The following is a 16,355-nucleotide window of genomic DNA, read 5'->3' on the forward strand; positions in this document are numbered from 1 at the left end:
AGAAGCAGGAGGTACTCTCATGCCCAAATCACTCTTACTTGCTGTCCCTGCCGCCGCCCTGATCGCGCTGACTGCGTGCGGCGGACCGGATGATACGACCGACCGTGCCGCAACGCCTGATGCAACTGTCGAAGACTCAACGCCGGTCGTTCCCGCAGATGGGGCAACACCCGTCCTGCCAGCAGAACCCACTGACGAAGCCGACACCACTGATACTGCTTCGGCAGAGACTGGCACTGACTGCACGTCGATCTCGTCGGCTGGATACTGCAACGTCTCATTTGGTCTGACCGAAACCGAGGTCCGTGACGCCTTTGACGGCGATCTGTCCGGCGACATGAGCGAGAACACCGCCTGCTACTATCTGCTGCCCGATGCCGATGAATATGATGTCTCTTACATGATGGCAGAGGGCACGATGCAGCGCGTCGATGTCCGAGCACCCGGTGTAACGACCAGTGCTGGCGCCGCTGTTGGCATGCCGCTGGATGAAGTCGAATCCCTTTATGATGGCGGTACGCGCACACCGAACAAATACGAGCCTGAAATCGAAGTCCTGAAAGTCGATCTCGGCGATGATGTATATGGTGTGTTCGAGGAAGACGCCGACGGCAACGTGCGGGCCTATCGCTACGGCATCGAACCGGCGGTGAGCTACGTCGAAGGCTGTTCGTAACTCCACCGTTGCATTGAACTCAGCATGAACTGGACAACGGGCTCGCCAGACCGGCGGAGCCGTTGTTCAGGAATGCGCCTCGCCGCCCATGACCTCTTCTCTGGAAGAGGCCTTAACAGTTTGAAAAACCATCAAAAACGAGATGAACCGGACCCGACTGCGCCAGTCATGCCGGGTTGATGTGGCGTGTGCTTTCCTGCAGCCATGATGAAACGCATCATGACGACCCGAGTGGCGGCGCTGGCTTTAGCGGCAACCCCACTCCTCGCCGCTCCGGCGTTTGCAGACGCGCCGGCCCGCAGCACGGTAACAGCATCGCCTGCGCTGACAGTCGCGCTCGGTGACGCCTCCTTCTACGTTTCCATCGGCAACGATCGCTGGAGAGGCCGCAACGGCCGCTATTATGGTCGTTCGACCTACGGGCAAAGCCCATGGGAAGTCCGCCAGATGCGCCGCAGCGCGATGCAGCAATGCGCCGCCGCTATTCAGCGCAAGGGCTACCGCGCCGGTTTTCGCGATATCGACATCGATGACGATGTCCGCGTCCGTCAGACTGGTCGCAACAGCTTCCATGTCCGCTTTGACGATGTGGAGTTCGAAGGCCGCCGGCGTGAGCTGGAGCGCGATATCTCCTGCTCTGTCGACTATGGCCGTGTCGTCTCGCTGAGCGGCATCCCACAGCCGGGCCGCCGTGGCTATGGCTTCCGGGATGACCATCGCGGCAATAGCTGGGGCCACAACAATCATCGCGGCTCGTCCTGGGGCAATCGCGGCTATTCCAACTCCCGCTACGATCGCAATGACCACGACCGCCGCGCGGATGACCGTGGTCGCAATCGCCGCGGCGACGATGATGACCAGGGCCGCAACAGTGACCGCGACAACAATCGCGACTGGCGCAAAGACCGCGACGACAAATCCCGTCGCACAGGTCCGGGCGGATTGCAGCCCTATAGCGAGCATGACCTTCGCGGTGGCATCGCCGGCAGCTAGCCGCGCCAACGCCAAACAAGCAGCCTGACAGAAAGCAGGCGAGGGCAGGTTTCCCAGTCGGAAGCCTGCCCTTTGGCGTGCAGAGCTGCTGGCTATCGCGCGCAGCTTCACCTAAGGTTGTCAGAACCAGATGAGGATCTGCCCATGACGACCAATGTTGCGCAAAGCCCCGCCGGGAAACGAGAACCCGCCATTCGCTGGCGTGCCTGCTGCGCCTTCCTTGGTCTCTGCGTCCTGGCTGTCTCGTCGCCAGCGCATGCATTGCCAGCGCAATTGCAAGACCTGCTTGACGATCCGAAAGCGGCTCAGGCGGTCGACTTCTGTGACCGTACGTCCGCTGATACAGACGCTGAAATCGAAGCGCTCGGCGAAGTGATGGAGAACAGCGAGAAGGTTTATACCGAACGTCAGATCGCGTCCGCAGTAATTCTGAGCGCCGGGATCAAGGTGGCGTCCGCGCATCCTGATGATTGCCAGCTTACCTTCGACGCGGGCAAAGCGCGATTCGACGCGCAGGTGGAGACGTTCACCAAACTCCTCAAAGGAAAAAACCGGTACAGCAAATCGCGCAACGCAGACATCGCCGCCGCCCAGCGTTCGATTTCCGATTTATGGCTGAGGGATCAGATCGCCCGTCAGGCCTATGTTGCCCTGAACACTGAAGACCGGACGGGCGCCGAGTTCTGGGGCTGGCGCCTGGCAACAGCGAACACCGTCCTCGTCGATGAAGAGGCGACCGCGCTGATGAAGGACCTGCTGGAAACCTATGACTGGATCGACAGAGACCGGTTCGGCCGGAAAATTTCCGAGCACGCCTGGCTTCTGGTTCAGCACGCGGACGATCATCCCGAGTTTCAGGCGCTCGCCCTGTCGCGGATGCAGCCCTTTCTGGAGACGGGCGGGGTAAAAGGCTCCAACTACGCCTATTTGTGGGACCGCGTGGCGATCAATACCGGCGAACGACAGCGGTATGGCACCCAGCCGGTGTGGGTGTGTAATGAAGACGGCACGCTCAATCTGCACCCGATGGAGGATCCTGAAAATGTCGACGCGCGCCGGGCGGCCATCGGCATGAGGGGCATGCAGGCTGAGCTCGACCAAATGGCTGGGAATTTCTGCGCGCATTAGGAAAGGCTTGCGCTCAGGCCAGGCCGCTCGTGCCTTCGTGGCGGCGCAGGCTTCGTGAGGTTTCCCAAGGGAAGGCTGCCCTTCTGCTTGCCTACAGCGCCCCGCATGCGTAACACATGCGACGGTATACGGACTGATGGAGTAGAGCGGCATGAAGGACGTCATTGAAGCGCTGGAAGCGAAACGCGAAGAGGCCCGCCTCGGCGGCGGCAAGAAGCGGATCGAGCGCCAGCACGAAAAGGGCAAGCTGACGGCGCGCGAACGCGTCACCATGCTGCTCGACGAAGGCAGCTTCGAGGAAACCGACATGTTCGTGGAGCACCGCTCCCACGATTTCGGCATGGAAGACCAACGCATTCCCGGCGACGGTGTCGTCACCGGCTACGGCACGGTCAATGGCCGTCTTGTCTATGTCTTCTCCAAGGACTTCACCGTTTTCGGCGGCTCGCTGTCCAAGGCGCAGTCGGAAAAGATCGTGAAGATCCAGAAGGCCGCCATGCGCAATGGCGCGCCGGTTGTCGGCATCTTTGACGCTGGCGGCGCGCGCATCCAGGAAGGCGTCGACAGCCTCGCCGGCTATGCCGACATCTTCATGGAGAACGTGCTCTCATCCGGCGTCGTCCCGCAGATCTCCGTGATCATGGGCCCATGCGCGGGCGGCGACGTCTATTCCCCCGCCATGACGGACTTCATCTTCATGGTGAAGGACACCTCCTACATGTATGTGACTGGCCCGGACGTGGTCAAAACCGTCACCAATGAGGAAGTCACCCACGAATCGCTCGGCGGCGCGTCCGTCCACGCCAAGAAGTCCGGCGTTGTCGATGGCGCGTTCGAGAATGATATCGAGACGCTGGTGCAGATGCGCCGCCTGATCGACTTCCTGCCGCTGTCCAACCGCGAAGCTGCGCCTGTCCGCCCGAGCTTTGATGATCCCGAACGCATCGAGCAGAGCCTCGACACGCTGATCCCCGCCAATCCGAACACGCCTTACGATATGAAGGAGCTGATCGAGAAGACGGTGGACGAGGGTGACTTCTTCGAGATCAGCCCGGATTTCGGCGCCAATATCATCTGCGGCTTCGGCCGTATGGAAGGCTCGACCGTCGGCGTCGTCGCCAACCAGCCGATGACGCTCGCCGGCGTTCTCGACATTGACAGCTCGCGCAAGGCGGCGCGCTTTGTCCGCTTCTGTGACTGTTTCAATATCCCGATCGTGACCTTCGTTGACGTGCCGGGCTTCATGCCGGGCACCAAGCAGGAATATGGCGGCCTCATCAAGCACGGCGCCAAGCTCCTCTTCGCCTATGCCGAGGCGACCGTGCCGAAAGTCACCGTCATCACGCGCAAGGCCTATGGCGGCGCCTATGACGTGATGAGCTCGAAACACCTGCGCGGCGACGTGAACTATGCCTGGCCGACGGCAGAGATCGCCGTGATGGGCGCCAAGGGCGCGGTCGAGATCATCTTCCGCAAGGATATTGGCGACGAGAAGAAGATCGCCGAGCACACCAAGATGTATGAGGACAATTTCGCGAACCCGTATGTGGCCGCGCGCAAGGGCTATATCGACGACATCATCATGCCGCACTCAACCCGCCGCCGCGTCATCAAGGCCCTGCGCACCCTGCGCAACAAGGAACTCGAAAACCCCTGGAAAAAGCACGATAATATTCCGCTTTAGGGTGAGCGGAGTAACTTTGACGTCACGGCTTGCGTTGCGGTCATCAAAATCATGAATCTTTAACTAAAAGAGGCGGGGTTCTTGCAATTCAAGATTCGCTCACCATTTAGCTTGGGCTAAATGGAGAGTGTGGTGATGGACTCAGATAATTCGGCGGCTGAAGAGTTCGCGGCGATCAAAAAAATTCACGATGAGCTTCATCCGCTTGCGGAAGATGCGAGAGCGCGGGTGCTGAGCTACCTTATCAACCTTCTTCAAATAGAAGTTGCAGGCCATCCCGTCAAAACTCGCGAGTTCAATGAACGCGAAGAAGTGGCAGCTGCCTCCGGGGCACAGACTCTGTTCGATACTTTTGCTGAGCTGTTCGATGCTGCAAATCCAACGACGAATGCCGACAAAGCTCTTGTGGCCGGATATTGGTTACAGGAGCACGAGGGCTTGGAAGGCTTTGATTCGCAATCTGCAAATTCATTGCTGAAGAATCTTGGTTACGGGATTCAGAATGTTACAGCGGCGCTGACTTCTTTGAAGGAGCAGAAGCCGGCACTTGTACTTCAATTGAAAAAGAGCGGAACAAGCCAACAAGCCCGCAAGACGTACAAAGTTACGGTCGCAGGTAATAAGTTGATCCGACAGCTAATTGAGGGAGGGTCGGAAGCATGACTACCCGACGCGTCAAGCTAAAGCTCGGTCTCGCAGAGGTTGAAATTGAGGGTGAGCAGGACAACTTGCACGAGGAGGCTCTGGGTATTCTTGAGCGCATGGTGGATATGGTGCCCGCTCAGCCAGTGCCCGTGCAGACCGCTCCGCTTCCGCCAGCTAATATACCCGCTGCGGCGCTTGGAAATCAGAGCGTCACTTCTGAGGTGCAGGCTAACTTTGATTTTTCGGTCGATGCGATCGCAAGTCATCGGAAGTCTTCGTCTGCTTCAGACTTGGCCGTAGCAGCTTCGATATACCTATACTACGTCACTGGTCAGGTTGAATTCAGCAGGACTGATATCCTGGATGCGATGAAAACGGCTACGTCATTCTACAAGGAAAACATGCGTGGCAATCACACCAAAACTCTACGGGTTTTGGTGAAGAACGGAGTGCTATTGTCGCGCTCTTCCGGAAAGTACGCGCTGTCAAATGCAACTCGCTCAGAAGCGGAGGCATCACTTGCTGAACTTGGCTGATCTGAAGCGCTGGTTGCACAAAGACCTTCAGGCGTCGGACAAGCTTCTACTGTTGTTGGCCTCGATTGAAGAGTCCTGCCAAGTAAAAGACATCAAGTCGCGCGCTGTTGAGGCGGGATTTCGAATTCCGAAGAGTTGGAATGTGTCGGCCTTGTTGGGTCGTAGCAAAGGTAAGGCAATCCGTACTCCGCAAGGTTGGGAGCTTTCAGAAGAGGGGCACGAACATCTCGCGTCTTTGGGGGTATTTAAGGCGAATCCAGAGATTCAGCGTGTATCCGTGGAGTTGAGGCGTCATGCTTCGGCAATTGCAAATTCACAGGTCCGCGAATTCGTCGAAGAAGCGATAAAGTGCCATGAATCAAAGTTTTTCCGATCTGCGGTGGTAATGTCTTGGCTTGGTGCTGTTGCCGTTCTTCATGCTGAGGTAGTCAACAACCACTTGGCTGAATTCAATGCAGAAGCCTCGAAGCGAAAAGGCAAGTGGAAGCCGGCCAAATCAGCCGACGACTTGGGAAATATGCGTGAAAGCGAATTTTTGGACGTGCTTCAAGCAATTTCCGTGATCGGAAAAAACGTAAAAACCGCACTGCGTCATTGTCTCGATAGGCGAAACGCCTGTGGTCACCCCAACAGTTATCAACTCGCTGACAACACCGTCGCGGCTCATATTGAGGTGTTGGTATTGAACGTCTTTTCGAAATTTTAGCTGCCAATCCACTCCTCCGTCCGATGATCTTACAGGGCGGTCAGGACCCGCCTGTGGCTTGTCCGCCAAATTGCAATCATGCCCAATGGCCGACCCTGCCATTTGCAGATCCAGATCGGACACCGGACGCTCTCAAAGCCTTCGTGGTGAGCGTCCTTCGACTTCGCTCAGGATGAGGGTCGAATCACGAAGGCGGGCGCGTCAGGTCTCGTCATGGTTCGACTTCGCTCACCATGAAGAACCGCCGGGCTAAGCGCGCCGCTGCCAGAACCAAAACCCCAACACTGCTCATCTCCGCGAAGGCGGGGATCTCAGGCAGGTGAAGTCTGACGTCGAGGCACGGGATTCCCGCCTTCGCGGGAATGAGCGGAAATTAGATGTCTTACTCCTCCCCGGGCTTGATCCGGGGTCCATCTCCGGACGTCGGGTTTTGAGGGTCCGGCGGGAGATGGGCACCGCGATCAGGTCGCGGTGAAGCGCCCGGGCGTCGAAAATCTATCCCCCACCATCGCGCCCCGTCTATAAATTCATCCATCCCAGGGCCTGACAGGGCGGTCCGGACCGGCCGGTGGCTTTGGGGAGCGGAGGTGACTTTGCTGCTGGCAGGACTAACGCCCTGCCGAGCGGTGAGCATCATGTGGGAACCAGGCCCGTTTGCAGCAGGCTGCATATCGTAGGTCCGATACCGAGATGGGCCGGGAGTGGGACACCCGAACGGCCAAGACACTCCGCGGGCGCGTCCGGTTCGGGCGCTTATACGCCGTCTCGAAAGAGCGGCAGTCACATCAGCGTTCAAACCGGACGCGCCCGGCCCTGTCCTCTGATCGGCAGGCATCACCAAACGCCAGCGGGCTAAGCCCGCCTGGCGCTTTTCGTGCTGGAAGGGCCGCGCTGGCATCGCCGCGCCGGGCATAAAAAAACGCCGGCAGGAGACCTGCCGGCGTCTTTCAATCTGTCGGGACGCGGCGCGGGGCCTGTCCCTTTAACAGCTAGACCAGTTCGATCTGGTCAACCGCTGATTTGCCCTTGCGTGGGTCAATCGCGGTGGTGAACTGCACCTTCTGGCCGTCCGAAAGCGAACGCATGCCGCAACGCTCAAGCGCGCTGGCGTGAACGAATACGTCGTCGCCGCCCTGGTCGGGAGAGATGAAGCCAAAACCTTTTTGGTCGTTGAAAAATTTAACTGTGCCTGGGGTCATAAAGAACTCCTAATAGCATTACCCACACGCGACATTGCGAGCGGGATTGTCGAAACTTTTTTAGGAGTCGTCTAAGTCGAGAGCGCAGCAGGTCCACAAAGTGGGCAACCGCAAACAAGGCCTGATAGTCCGGCGAAAGGGTCGAAGACCTCTCTCTCTACTGTTTGCAGCGGTTACGCAAGGGGAAACAGCTGCTCTGACACATTTGTCATGTCCCGGCTGGGGTTTGGCCGCGCCGCCAGAGCCAAAGGCCCAGCGCGATCAGGCCCATCTGTATGAGGATACGAAGGCTCGCGGACCATGGCACGGAGAAGACCGGGTCCGGGCGGATGAAGTCCCAGATGTGCAAGGGCAGGTAGCCAGCGCAGAGCAGCGCAAAGGCGAGCCCCGCCAGCGACCGTGTTCGCGGCATCAGAACCGCGATGCCGATGACGATCTCCACAATGCCGGAGATGTAGACCACCGCCAGCTCAGGCATCCAGTCCGGCACGATTGCGAAGAAAGGCTCCGGCGCGATCATGTGTGCGGCGCCGCCGATCAGCATCCAGGCTGCGATGATGAGAATGGCGACCCAGTGCATGCTGGCGGTCAGGCCGTCGCCGGGACGAATTTCTGGCGTAGGTCCTTCTTCAGGAACTTGCCGCTCGCATTGCGGGGAAGCAGGTCATCCTGGAACCAGATGAAGCGCGGGATCTTGTGCTTGGCCATGACGCTCGCGCAGTGGGCGCGCAGCTCGTCCTCGCTCAGCGTTGCGCCGGGTTTCAGCACAACGACGACGCCAACTTCCTCGCCCAGCCTGTCGTCCGGCACGCCAAAGACGCAGCATTCGGCCACCGCATCGTGGCGATAGAGCCCGGCCTCGACTTCGGCGCAGTAGACGTTCTCACCGCCGCGCAGGACCATGTCCTTCTTGCGGTCGACGAGATAGATGAAGCCGTGCTCATCAATGCGGGCGACATCGCCTGTGTGCAGCCAGCCATCGGTGATGGCGTCGGCCGTGGCATCCGGGCGGTTGAGATATCCCTTGATGACCGAGGAGCCCTTCACCAAAAGCTCGCCCAATTCGCCTTGTGGCACTTCATTGCCGACATCATCGACGCATTTGACGTCAAAGTTCGGCATATACGGGCCGGCACTGTCGGGCTTGTCGACGAAGAAGTCGGCCGCGATCGAGGTGATGATGCCGCAGGTTTCGGTCATGCCGTAGCCTGTGTTGGGGCGGGCCGTGGCCACCTTGTCTTCGATCTTCTGGACGAGGTCGGGCGGCACCTGCGCACCGCCGCCGCCGAGCGTCATCAGGCTGGACGTGTCGGTCTTGTCGAAATCCGGATGGTTGATCACTTCGCGGGCCATGACTGGCACGCCGCTCATGGAGGTTATTTTCTCGCGCTCGATAATTCGGAGCGCTTCGCCCGCATCCCAGCGATACATCAGCACTATCTTGCCGCCGACGGCGGTGATGATGTAGGCGCCGCAATTATTGGCTGTGACGTGAAAGAGCGGCGTCGTGATCAGGCCATGCGGTACAGGCGGCGGATCCGGGGGTGCGACGCCGGTCGCCCAGAACACGGCCAGCGCGCCAGCTGTGCGTGAGAACTTCATGTTCATCAGGTTGGCGACACAGCCACGATGCGTCAGCTGCGCACCTTTCGGGGAACCTGTCGTGCCTGATGTGTAGAAAATGCAGGCGTCTGAGTCCGGGTCAATAGTGACGTCCGGCAATGCGCCGCCATGCGCGATGACCTCTGACCATGGCGTCACGTCGGATGCTGTTTCGTCCAGCCGCACGCCAACGAGCTTGATGCCTTCGACCCTTTCCAGCTTTTCGCGCACGCGCGCCAGCCGCTCCTTGTCGAGGAAGAAGACCTTTGGTTGGGAGTCGGCGAGGGCATAGCTCATTTCCTCGGCTGTCCACCAGGCATTCATGCCGAGGACAGTGATGCCGACAGAGACGCACGCCCAGTAAATCAGCATCCATTCGGGATAGTTGCGCATGGAAATCGCGACCCGGTCGCCAGGCTGGACGCCTTGATCAAAGAGCCAGTTGGCGATCGAGGCTGTCTGGTTGTGAGCGTCCGCGTATGTCAGGCGCTCGTCTTCGAAGACAAGGTAGTCGCGGTCAGCGAATTCTCGGGTGGCAAGCCAGACTTCACGAATGCTGGGTGGGGCGTTCTTATAGGTTTTCAGCCTGTTGCCGAGAATGTCAGCCTCGATAATCTCGAAATCGCCGCCCGGTCCGGTCAGCTGCTCTCGCGCCTTCAGCAGTTCTGCGTAGTGCATCCTTACTCCCCGTATTTTTTTAAGACCCTTGCACGACCGCGTGGATCGGGAAACTGCCGACATTCGGAAAAGTCGTTAGGTCGCGGCGCAATCAATCTCTGCGTGAAAAACTTATTGCACACGCTCAGCTTGTAAGCAGTTGATGACGGGCTGAATTCATGGGATTTTTGCAGCTTGGGACCAATCAGTGAGGATGCCCCTCAGAATGAAAGAAGATCCAGAGGAGATGTATCGTCTGGTGTATGTCAGCACGGCTGTTGATGGCCTGTCGGACAAGGACATCGAAGACATTCTCAACGTTTCACAGAACAATAATGACCAGCGCTATCTGACCGGTTTTCTGGCACATAATGGGCGGTCCTTCATGCAAGCGCTGGAAGGTGTGCGATCAGAAGTTCAGGATATCTACAGCCGTATCCTGAAGGATGATCGCCATTATGGTGTGACGCAGATCATCGGAGAACCGGTGAGTGCCCGTGCCTTTCCGCAATGGAGCATGAACTATCATCGCGTCGACAATCACGGAGGGTCGTCGACCATGGTCCTGCGCAAGGACGATTCGGTCGATTCATTGCTCAGCCCGGACATGCCGCGCGACTTGCTGTACCTGTTTTCCAAATTCATCCGGATGCGGTGAGCTGACGCCTCCCATTCATTAACCTCGCGCTGATAACCCTATGGCAACGGATTTCTGGAAGGGTGTCCGGCACCATGATGAACACAGCGCTTGAGGAATCGATGGAAAACGAGATGCAGCTGATGATGGCGCGCATCGCCCATCTTGGCGAAATCAGTGAAGCTGATGCCCGCCGGATCGTTAACGAGATTTACAAGGACGGCATCGTCAGCCGCGACGAAGCCGAAACGCTGTTCCGTCTCAATGACCAGCTTGCCGAGCGCGATCCTGTCTGGGTCGAGCGATTTATCGAAGCCATCAAGGATTTTCTGCTTACCCGTGAAGCGCCTGAGGGGTGGATAACCGATGATGAGGCAGATTGGCTGATCACGCAGACCGGCCGCGACAACCACATCGAGACGACCAGTGAAATCGACCTCATCCTGACATTGCTGCGTTATGCCGATGGCGCGCCTGAAAAGCTTTCACGCTACTGTCTTGAGGCGGTTTCGCGCCGTATTATCGAGAACGGCGTCGCCGATGACGCGATGACAGAGCGGATGCGCAGAGTTCTGTTTGCCCCGGCAGGGGAGAGCAGCCTCTTCGTCAGCCGGCATGAGGCGACTGTGCTGTTCAAGACCAATGACGCGATCGCGACTGCCTCGAACTCCAAGGTCTGGAACACCATTTTCGCAAGAGCAGTGTTGAACCATTTGGTTGCTGCCGCGCATCCCGATCCGGTGTCTGAAGCCGAGGCACTGCGCCGCGAAGCCTGGCTGAAGGACAACAATTCCAGCATCTCCGGTTTTTTCGGTCGGATGGCGAATGCGTTCACGAGCGGGACCTGGTTCGACAAGGTCAGCTATAATGAGGAAGCGGCTGCCCGGGCCCGCTATATGGCCAAGGAAGCGGCAACCAAGAAGGCCGCGATCGTCACAGATGACGAAGAGAACTGGTTTTTGCGCCGGCTTGGCTGGGACAAGAGTGTGAGTCCGGCAGAGCGCGAACTGATTGAACTTCTCAAGCGAGAAGCACCGGGTTTTGCCCAGGGGCTGAAAGAAGCGACCAAGTCCATCGAAGCGGCCTGATCGCATGCTGATTGGCATGCTCTTCATTGCTGCCATCATGGTGGTCATAACGTGTGTCGTGCACTTGGCGGGCTTGGTGGGGCTGTCGCACGTGATGCGGCGCCAGCGTGTTCACCCTGCCAATCTCACGACGGTGCTCGGCCAAGGCTTTGCCATCATCGTTTATGTCCTGACGATTTTCGCGCTGCATTCACTCCAGATCTGGATATATGCGTTTGCTTTTCTGTTTGGCGGTGCATTCGATTCCATTCATGACGCGCTGTACTACTCGATCTCGTCTTTCACCACGGTGGGCTATGGCGATATCAACCCGGCAGGACACTGGCGGATCCTGGGCGCAACCGAATCGGCAAACGGATTTCTGCTGATCGGCTGGTCGACCGCCTTCCTTGTCTCTGTGTCGACAAAGGTGCGCATGTTCGAGGCCAGCCTTGAGGACGGATGGGTCAAACCGGACGAGCATTCCAAAAAAGTGTGAGCGAATCGACGCGCTTCCCCCACGGCACATCATGGACACGCAGCGCGGCGGGCGATAAGTCACTCCAGTCTAAAGTGTAACTGCTGTTTCAGGGGGCAGGTTTGTTCAAGAAGATCCTGATTGCCAATCGCGGCGAGATCGCCGTTCGGGTTATCAAAACATGTAAGCGCCTCGGCGTGAAAACAGTCGTGGTCTATTCAGATGCCGACGCTGATTCGATGGCCGTGGAGATGGCCGACGAGGCCGTCCACATTGGTCCATCGGCCGCATCGGAATCCTATCTTGTGATGGACAAGATCGTTGACGCGGTGAAGCAGACCGGCGCGGAAGCGGTTCATCCAGGGTTTGGTTTTCTCTCTGAAAACCCTGCCTTTGCCGAGCGGCTGAAGAAGGAAAAGATCGTTTTCATCGGTCCGAATGCGCATGCGATCGAAGCGATGGGCGACAAGATCAGCTCCAAGAAACTTGCTGCCGAAGCCGGGGTTTCGACCGTTCCTGGTCATATGGGGCTCATTGAAAGCACCAAGGAAGCGGTCAAGATTTCCAAGGACATCGGCTATCCGGTGATGATCAAGGCGTCGGCAGGTGGCGGCGGCAAGGGCATCCGCGTGGCGGCCAACGACAAGGAAGTCGAAGAGGGCTTCCCGGCCGTGAAAGCGGAAGCGAAATCCTCCTTTGGCGACGACCGCGTCTTCATTGAGAAGTTCATTCTCAATCCGCGCCACATCGAGATCCAGGTGCTGGGCGACAAGCACGGCAACTGTGTCTACCTGTTTGAGCGCGAATGCTCGATCCAGCGCCGCAACCAGAAAGTCATCGAGGAAGCCCCGAGCCCGCTGCTTGATGAAGCGACCCGCAAGAAGATGGGTGAGCAGGCCGTCGCGCTGGCGAAAGCTGTCGATTATGACAGCGCCGGCACGGTCGAGTTCGTTGCCTCCGGCGTCGATAAAAGCTTCTATTTTCTCGAGATGAACACCCGCCTGCAGGTGGAACACCCTGTCACGGAAATGATCTCCGGCGTCGACCTCGTCGAACAGATGCTCCGCGTTGCCTATGGCGAGAAGCTAAAGATCAAGCAGAGCGATCTGAAGATAAATGGCTGGGCGGTCGAAAGCCGTGTCTATGCCGAAGACCCGTATCGCAAATTCCTGCCGTCCATTGGCCGTCTGAAGCGCTTCCATCCTCCGATGGAGGGCCCGCTCAATGGGGGCACGGTGCGCCTCGACTCCGGTGTGCGTGAGGGCGACGAAATCTCGATGTTCTACGACCCGATGATCGCCAAGCTGATCACGCACGGCAAGGACCGCGACCAGGCGCTCGACGTTCAGGCCGCCGCGCTCGACCGGTTCCACATCGAAGGCATCCAGGACAATATTCCGTTTGTTGCCGCCGTCATGGACGAGGCCCGTTTCCGCTCGGGTGATATCACCACCGCCTATATCAAGGATGAGTTCCCTGATGGGTTCGAGGGTGTTCCGGCCACCGATTACCAAACGCTATTGCTCACGGCCTCGGCTGCTTATGTGCATGGGCTCTTCGCCCGCCGCGCAGAGCAGATTTCCGGCCGCATGACAGAGCCTGGCGAACAGCGCCGCGACTGGGTCGTGATCCTTGGTGACGAGCATCAGGATATCGAGCTTGAGCTTGGCGATGGTGAGGCAACCATCACGATTGATGGCACCGACCATACGCTGGTGACGGACTGGCACCCTGGCACGCGCCTCTTCGAAGGATTTCTCGATGGCGAACCCTTTGCCGTGAAATTCTCCGACAAGACGGAGGGCTATGTCTTCCGCCATCGCGGGGTTTCTGTTCGCGCGCTGGTTTGCACACCGCTGACGGCCAGCCTGCATTCGCGCCTGCCTGAAAAGCCGAAGCCGGATACGTCCAAGCTGATCATTTCGCCGATGCCGGGACTCGTAGTCTCGGTGGATGTCGAGATGGGCCAGACGGTGGAAGAGGGCGAAGCGGTCTGTATCGTCGAGGCGATGAAGATGCAGAACATCATTCGTGCCGAAGCAACGGGCGTGGTCAAAGCCATCAATGTTGGCGCTGGTGACAGCGTCGCCGCTGATGAGATCATGGTTGAATTCGAATAGCCACGTTCGCCAAATCGTGACATTCGGCTAGACTGAACGTTCGGTTCGGGAGGTTCCGCTATGAGCAATCTGCTTTTCAGTCCTCAGGGACGTATTCTGAAGAACCGCTTCTGGCAGGGGCTCGTTGTGCTGACCGTGGCCACGGTCATCTTCACGGCCTTGCCGGTCTATCTCGGCCCCATGTGGGGCATGCTGTCCCTGTTGCTGATCTATCCCTACATCTGCGTCTATGCGAAGCGCTTCCACGATGCGGGGACGACGGGCTGGTGGGTGATCGCCGTCTGGCTTGGCGCCCTGGTCCTGTCTATGATTGAAGGGATGCTGTTCGGGTCGTTCTTCCTCGGCGAAGAAGGCCGGGCCATTCAGGAAGAAGCAGCAGAACGTCTGGCGCAGGGCGAATTTCAGGTCTTCGTAGAAGCGCAAGAACGGCTCAATCAACGGATGCTGCCTTTGTCCATCGCGTCGAGCATCGTGAACAATGTCATCCTGGGCTACATCGTCGGCATGCTGAAAACCCAACCGGTTCAGAACAAGCACGGCCCGGTTCCGGGTGAGGAGTGGCAGGACTTCTGACCGCCTGCACCTTTTCTCTTATCGTTTATTGATAAATAACCAAAAGCGCGTATAAGCGTTTTTCGATAAGAACAAAAAGGCCTCCCGGTTATGTCAGATACGAGCAGTGGCACTGTGTTGGATCCAAAAAGACCCTGGCTCACGGACGAGCGTGAATTGCCGGGTCATATGAACTGGATGCACACGCTCTTCGACCCTACGGGCAAGTCACCCCGTCTGCATTTTACACGGGCCTGGACACTGCTTTTCATGCTGCAGTTGGTTGTGATCCTCGTTCCGTTCGCTGCGGCAATGGTCGTCAACATGGCTGGCGGCAACGGTGCGCCCATCGGTGCTTTCGGCGTGTATGCGACGCCTGTCGTCTTCATCGTCACGACGCTGATGTCATACGTGATCCATGCACGCCGGTTGAATGATGCGGGGAAGTGGACGATTCTCGCCTTCCTTCCACTCGTTCCGCTTGTGCTGGCCCTGGTCGCTTTTATGGGCACCGCGATGGGAGAGATCCAGAAATACGATCAGCGTTTCGAACAGCGTCAGGAATACCTGGCCAATCCCGAAGCCTATCTTGAGCGTCAGCTCGAGCAGAGTCGCAAGGCCCAGGAAGCCGCCAAGCAGCGGGCCGCAGACGCTGAAGCCAGTGGCGAAGAGCCAAAAGCGCAGCCCCGCGGACAACAGAACCGACGGGCCGGCGGGCCCGGTATGGCCGTCGACAAGCCGCTTCCGGCCAAGGCTCCAACCGTGCTCAAGGCATCGCTACCAACGATCCAGCGCATCATGATCCCCTTGAGCGCACTCGTTGCCATCTGGAGCCTTCTTTGGGTGGCGCGTGTGCCGTTTTTCGGAACCTATCCGGGCGACCCTGACTACCGCGAAAGACGCGGTTACGAAGTCTGAGTCGATAGCGGCGGCTCTGCGTCGACCAGGTCAGAGAGAAACACCTTCCGAAAGGCTTTCTTCAAAGCGTGATCGGCATCGTCCATCGTCACGGGCAATCCAAGGTCGACCAGGCTTGTGACGCCAAGGCCGTCTTCTGAGATACCGCAAGGTGTAATCCCGCCAAAGTGAGAGAGGTCAGGCTCCACATTGAGGCTGATCCCGTGAAAGCTCACCCAGCGTTTCAGGCGCAAGCCAATGGCGGCGATCTTGTCCTCGCGCGTTGGGCCGCCGAGCTGCGTGCGGTCAACCCAGACGCCGACGCGGCCGCACCGGATTTCGCCTTTCACATTGAATGAATCGAGAGCTGTGATGACCCAGGATTCAAGCTTGCGCACGAAATCGCGAACATCCCGGCCTCTCGCGGCAACATCCAGCATGACGTAGGCGACGCGCTGACCAGGACCATGATAGGTGTACTGGCCGCCGCGGCTCGTTTCGTAGACGGGGAATCGGCTCGCATCCTTCAGGTCATCGGCCTTCGCACTCGTGCCCGCGGTGTAGAGCGGTGGATGTTCGAGCAGCCAGACCAGCTCCGGCGCGCCGCTCTCGCGAATATCGCGCACCCGGCGTTCCATGAAGGCCACAGCGGCCTCATAGTCCACCGGTTGCTGGCTCACAGCCCATTCGACGTTTTGGAAATCTGTCATTTCCCGCATATAGAGATGCAGGAAGGGCTTCACAAAGCTTCTTTGCGCACTTATACCGCGCGGACTTC

At 58.3% G+C, this 16,355-nt stretch carries 17 protein-coding genes; 13 read left to right on the plus strand and 4 right to left on the minus strand.

What is annotated here, in order from left to right; genetic code table 11:
* The first annotated feature begins 19 nt into the window (after window positions 1-19).
* The 7 genes from WNY37_RS07950 to WNY37_RS07980 all read left to right on the plus strand — a co-directional run bounded on the left by WNY37_RS07950 (window position 20) and on the right by WNY37_RS07980 (window position 6,368).
* Window positions 20-676: a hypothetical protein gene (locus WNY37_RS07950; protein WP_342972931.1), complete on the plus strand. Its 657-nt coding sequence runs from the start codon at window positions 20-22 to the stop codon at window positions 674-676.
* A gap of 219 nt (window positions 677-895) precedes the next feature.
* The gene (locus WNY37_RS07955) at window positions 896-1,669 is read left to right on the plus strand and encodes a hypothetical protein (RefSeq protein WP_342972932.1); all 774 of its coding nucleotides are present in this window, start codon (window positions 896-898) and stop codon (window positions 1,667-1,669) included.
* 144 nt (window positions 1,670-1,813) lie between these two features.
* Window positions 1,814-2,797 (plus strand): DUF6624 domain-containing protein, encoded by a 984-nt coding sequence (locus WNY37_RS07960; protein WP_342972933.1) that lies wholly within the window; start codon window positions 1,814-1,816, stop codon window positions 2,795-2,797.
* Window positions 2,798-2,948: 151 nt separating this feature from the next.
* On the plus strand, window positions 2,949-4,481 hold the full coding sequence (locus tag WNY37_RS07965; protein ID WP_342972934.1) for an acyl-CoA carboxylase subunit beta: 1,533 nt from the start codon (window positions 2,949-2,951) through the stop codon (window positions 4,479-4,481).
* A gap of 135 nt (window positions 4,482-4,616) precedes the next feature.
* On the plus strand, window positions 4,617-5,144 hold the full coding sequence (locus WNY37_RS07970; protein ID WP_342972935.1) for a hypothetical protein: 528 nt from the start codon (window positions 4,617-4,619) through the stop codon (window positions 5,142-5,144).
* Window positions 5,141-5,662 (plus strand): hypothetical protein, encoded by a 522-nt coding sequence (locus WNY37_RS07975; RefSeq protein WP_342972936.1) that lies wholly within the window; start codon window positions 5,141-5,143, stop codon window positions 5,660-5,662. The genes WNY37_RS07970 and WNY37_RS07975 overlap by 4 nt, the downstream gene beginning before the upstream one ends.
* Window positions 5,646-6,368, plus strand: coding sequence for a hypothetical protein (locus tag WNY37_RS07980; RefSeq protein ID WP_342972937.1), 723 nt, complete (start codon window positions 5,646-5,648; stop codon window positions 6,366-6,368). The genes WNY37_RS07975 and WNY37_RS07980 overlap by 17 nt, the downstream gene beginning before the upstream one ends.
* A gap of 989 nt (window positions 6,369-7,357) precedes the next feature.
* Here the strand turns inward: WNY37_RS07980 and WNY37_RS07985 are convergent.
* The 3 genes from WNY37_RS07985 to WNY37_RS07995 all read right to left on the minus strand — a co-directional run bounded on the left by WNY37_RS07985 (window position 7,358) and on the right by WNY37_RS07995 (window position 9,847).
* Window positions 7,358-7,567 (minus strand): cold-shock protein, encoded by a 210-nt coding sequence (locus tag WNY37_RS07985; protein WP_342972938.1) that lies wholly within the window; start codon window positions 7,565-7,567, stop codon window positions 7,358-7,360.
* Between the two features lie 208 nt (window positions 7,568-7,775).
* The gene (locus tag WNY37_RS07990) at window positions 7,776-8,147 is read right to left on the minus strand and encodes a hypothetical protein (RefSeq protein WP_342972939.1); all 372 of its coding nucleotides are present in this window, start codon (window positions 8,145-8,147) and stop codon (window positions 7,776-7,778) included.
* An 8-nt stretch (window positions 8,148-8,155) separates the two neighbouring features.
* Entirely contained in the window at window positions 8,156-9,847 is a 1,692-nt protein-coding gene (locus tag WNY37_RS07995; RefSeq protein WP_342972940.1) for a class I adenylate-forming enzyme family protein, read from the minus strand.
* Between the two features lie 205 nt (window positions 9,848-10,052).
* Between WNY37_RS07995 and WNY37_RS08000 the strand changes: the two genes are divergently transcribed.
* From WNY37_RS08000 to WNY37_RS08025, 6 genes are all read left to right on the plus strand, one after another.
* Entirely contained in the window at window positions 10,053-10,484 is a 432-nt protein-coding gene (locus WNY37_RS08000) for a BLUF domain-containing protein (RefSeq protein WP_342972941.1), read from the plus strand.
* Between the two features lie 74 nt (window positions 10,485-10,558).
* Entirely contained in the window at window positions 10,559-11,551 is a 993-nt protein-coding gene (locus WNY37_RS08005) for a hypothetical protein (protein ID WP_342972942.1), read from the plus strand.
* Window positions 11,552-11,555: 4 nt separating this feature from the next.
* Window positions 11,556-12,029, plus strand: a complete 474-nt coding sequence (locus WNY37_RS08010) for an ion channel (RefSeq protein ID WP_342972943.1) — start codon at window positions 11,556-11,558, stop codon at window positions 12,027-12,029.
* Window positions 12,030-12,130: 101 nt separating this feature from the next.
* Complete coding sequence (locus WNY37_RS08015) at window positions 12,131-14,128, plus strand: acetyl/propionyl/methylcrotonyl-CoA carboxylase subunit alpha (protein ID WP_342972944.1); 1,998 nt, start codon at window positions 12,131-12,133, stop codon at window positions 14,126-14,128.
* 60 nt (window positions 14,129-14,188) lie between these two features.
* Window positions 14,189-14,701 carry a DUF805 domain-containing protein gene (locus WNY37_RS08020; protein ID WP_342972945.1) on the plus strand — a complete coding sequence of 171 codons (513 nt, stop codon included), beginning with the start codon at window positions 14,189-14,191 and terminating at the stop codon, window positions 14,699-14,701.
* Window positions 14,702-14,869: 168 nt separating this feature from the next.
* Window positions 14,870-15,598, plus strand: a complete 729-nt coding sequence (locus WNY37_RS08025) for a DUF805 domain-containing protein (RefSeq protein WP_342972946.1) — start codon at window positions 14,870-14,872, stop codon at window positions 15,596-15,598.
* On the opposite strand, the gene lipB is transcribed toward WNY37_RS08025, so the two are convergent.
* The gene (gene lipB, locus WNY37_RS08030; protein WP_342972947.1) at window positions 15,586-16,287 is read right to left on the minus strand and encodes a lipoyl(octanoyl) transferase LipB; all 702 of its coding nucleotides are present in this window, start codon (window positions 16,285-16,287) and stop codon (window positions 15,586-15,588) included. The two genes, WNY37_RS08025 and lipB, sit on opposite strands and share 13 nt — an antisense overlap.
* Window positions 16,288-16,355 lie beyond the last annotated feature (68 nt).

The sequence above is a fragment of the Henriciella sp. AS95 genome (genome assembly GCF_038900055.1).
In the GTDB taxonomy this organism is placed as follows: domain Bacteria; phylum Pseudomonadota; class Alphaproteobacteria; order Caulobacterales; family Hyphomonadaceae; genus Henriciella.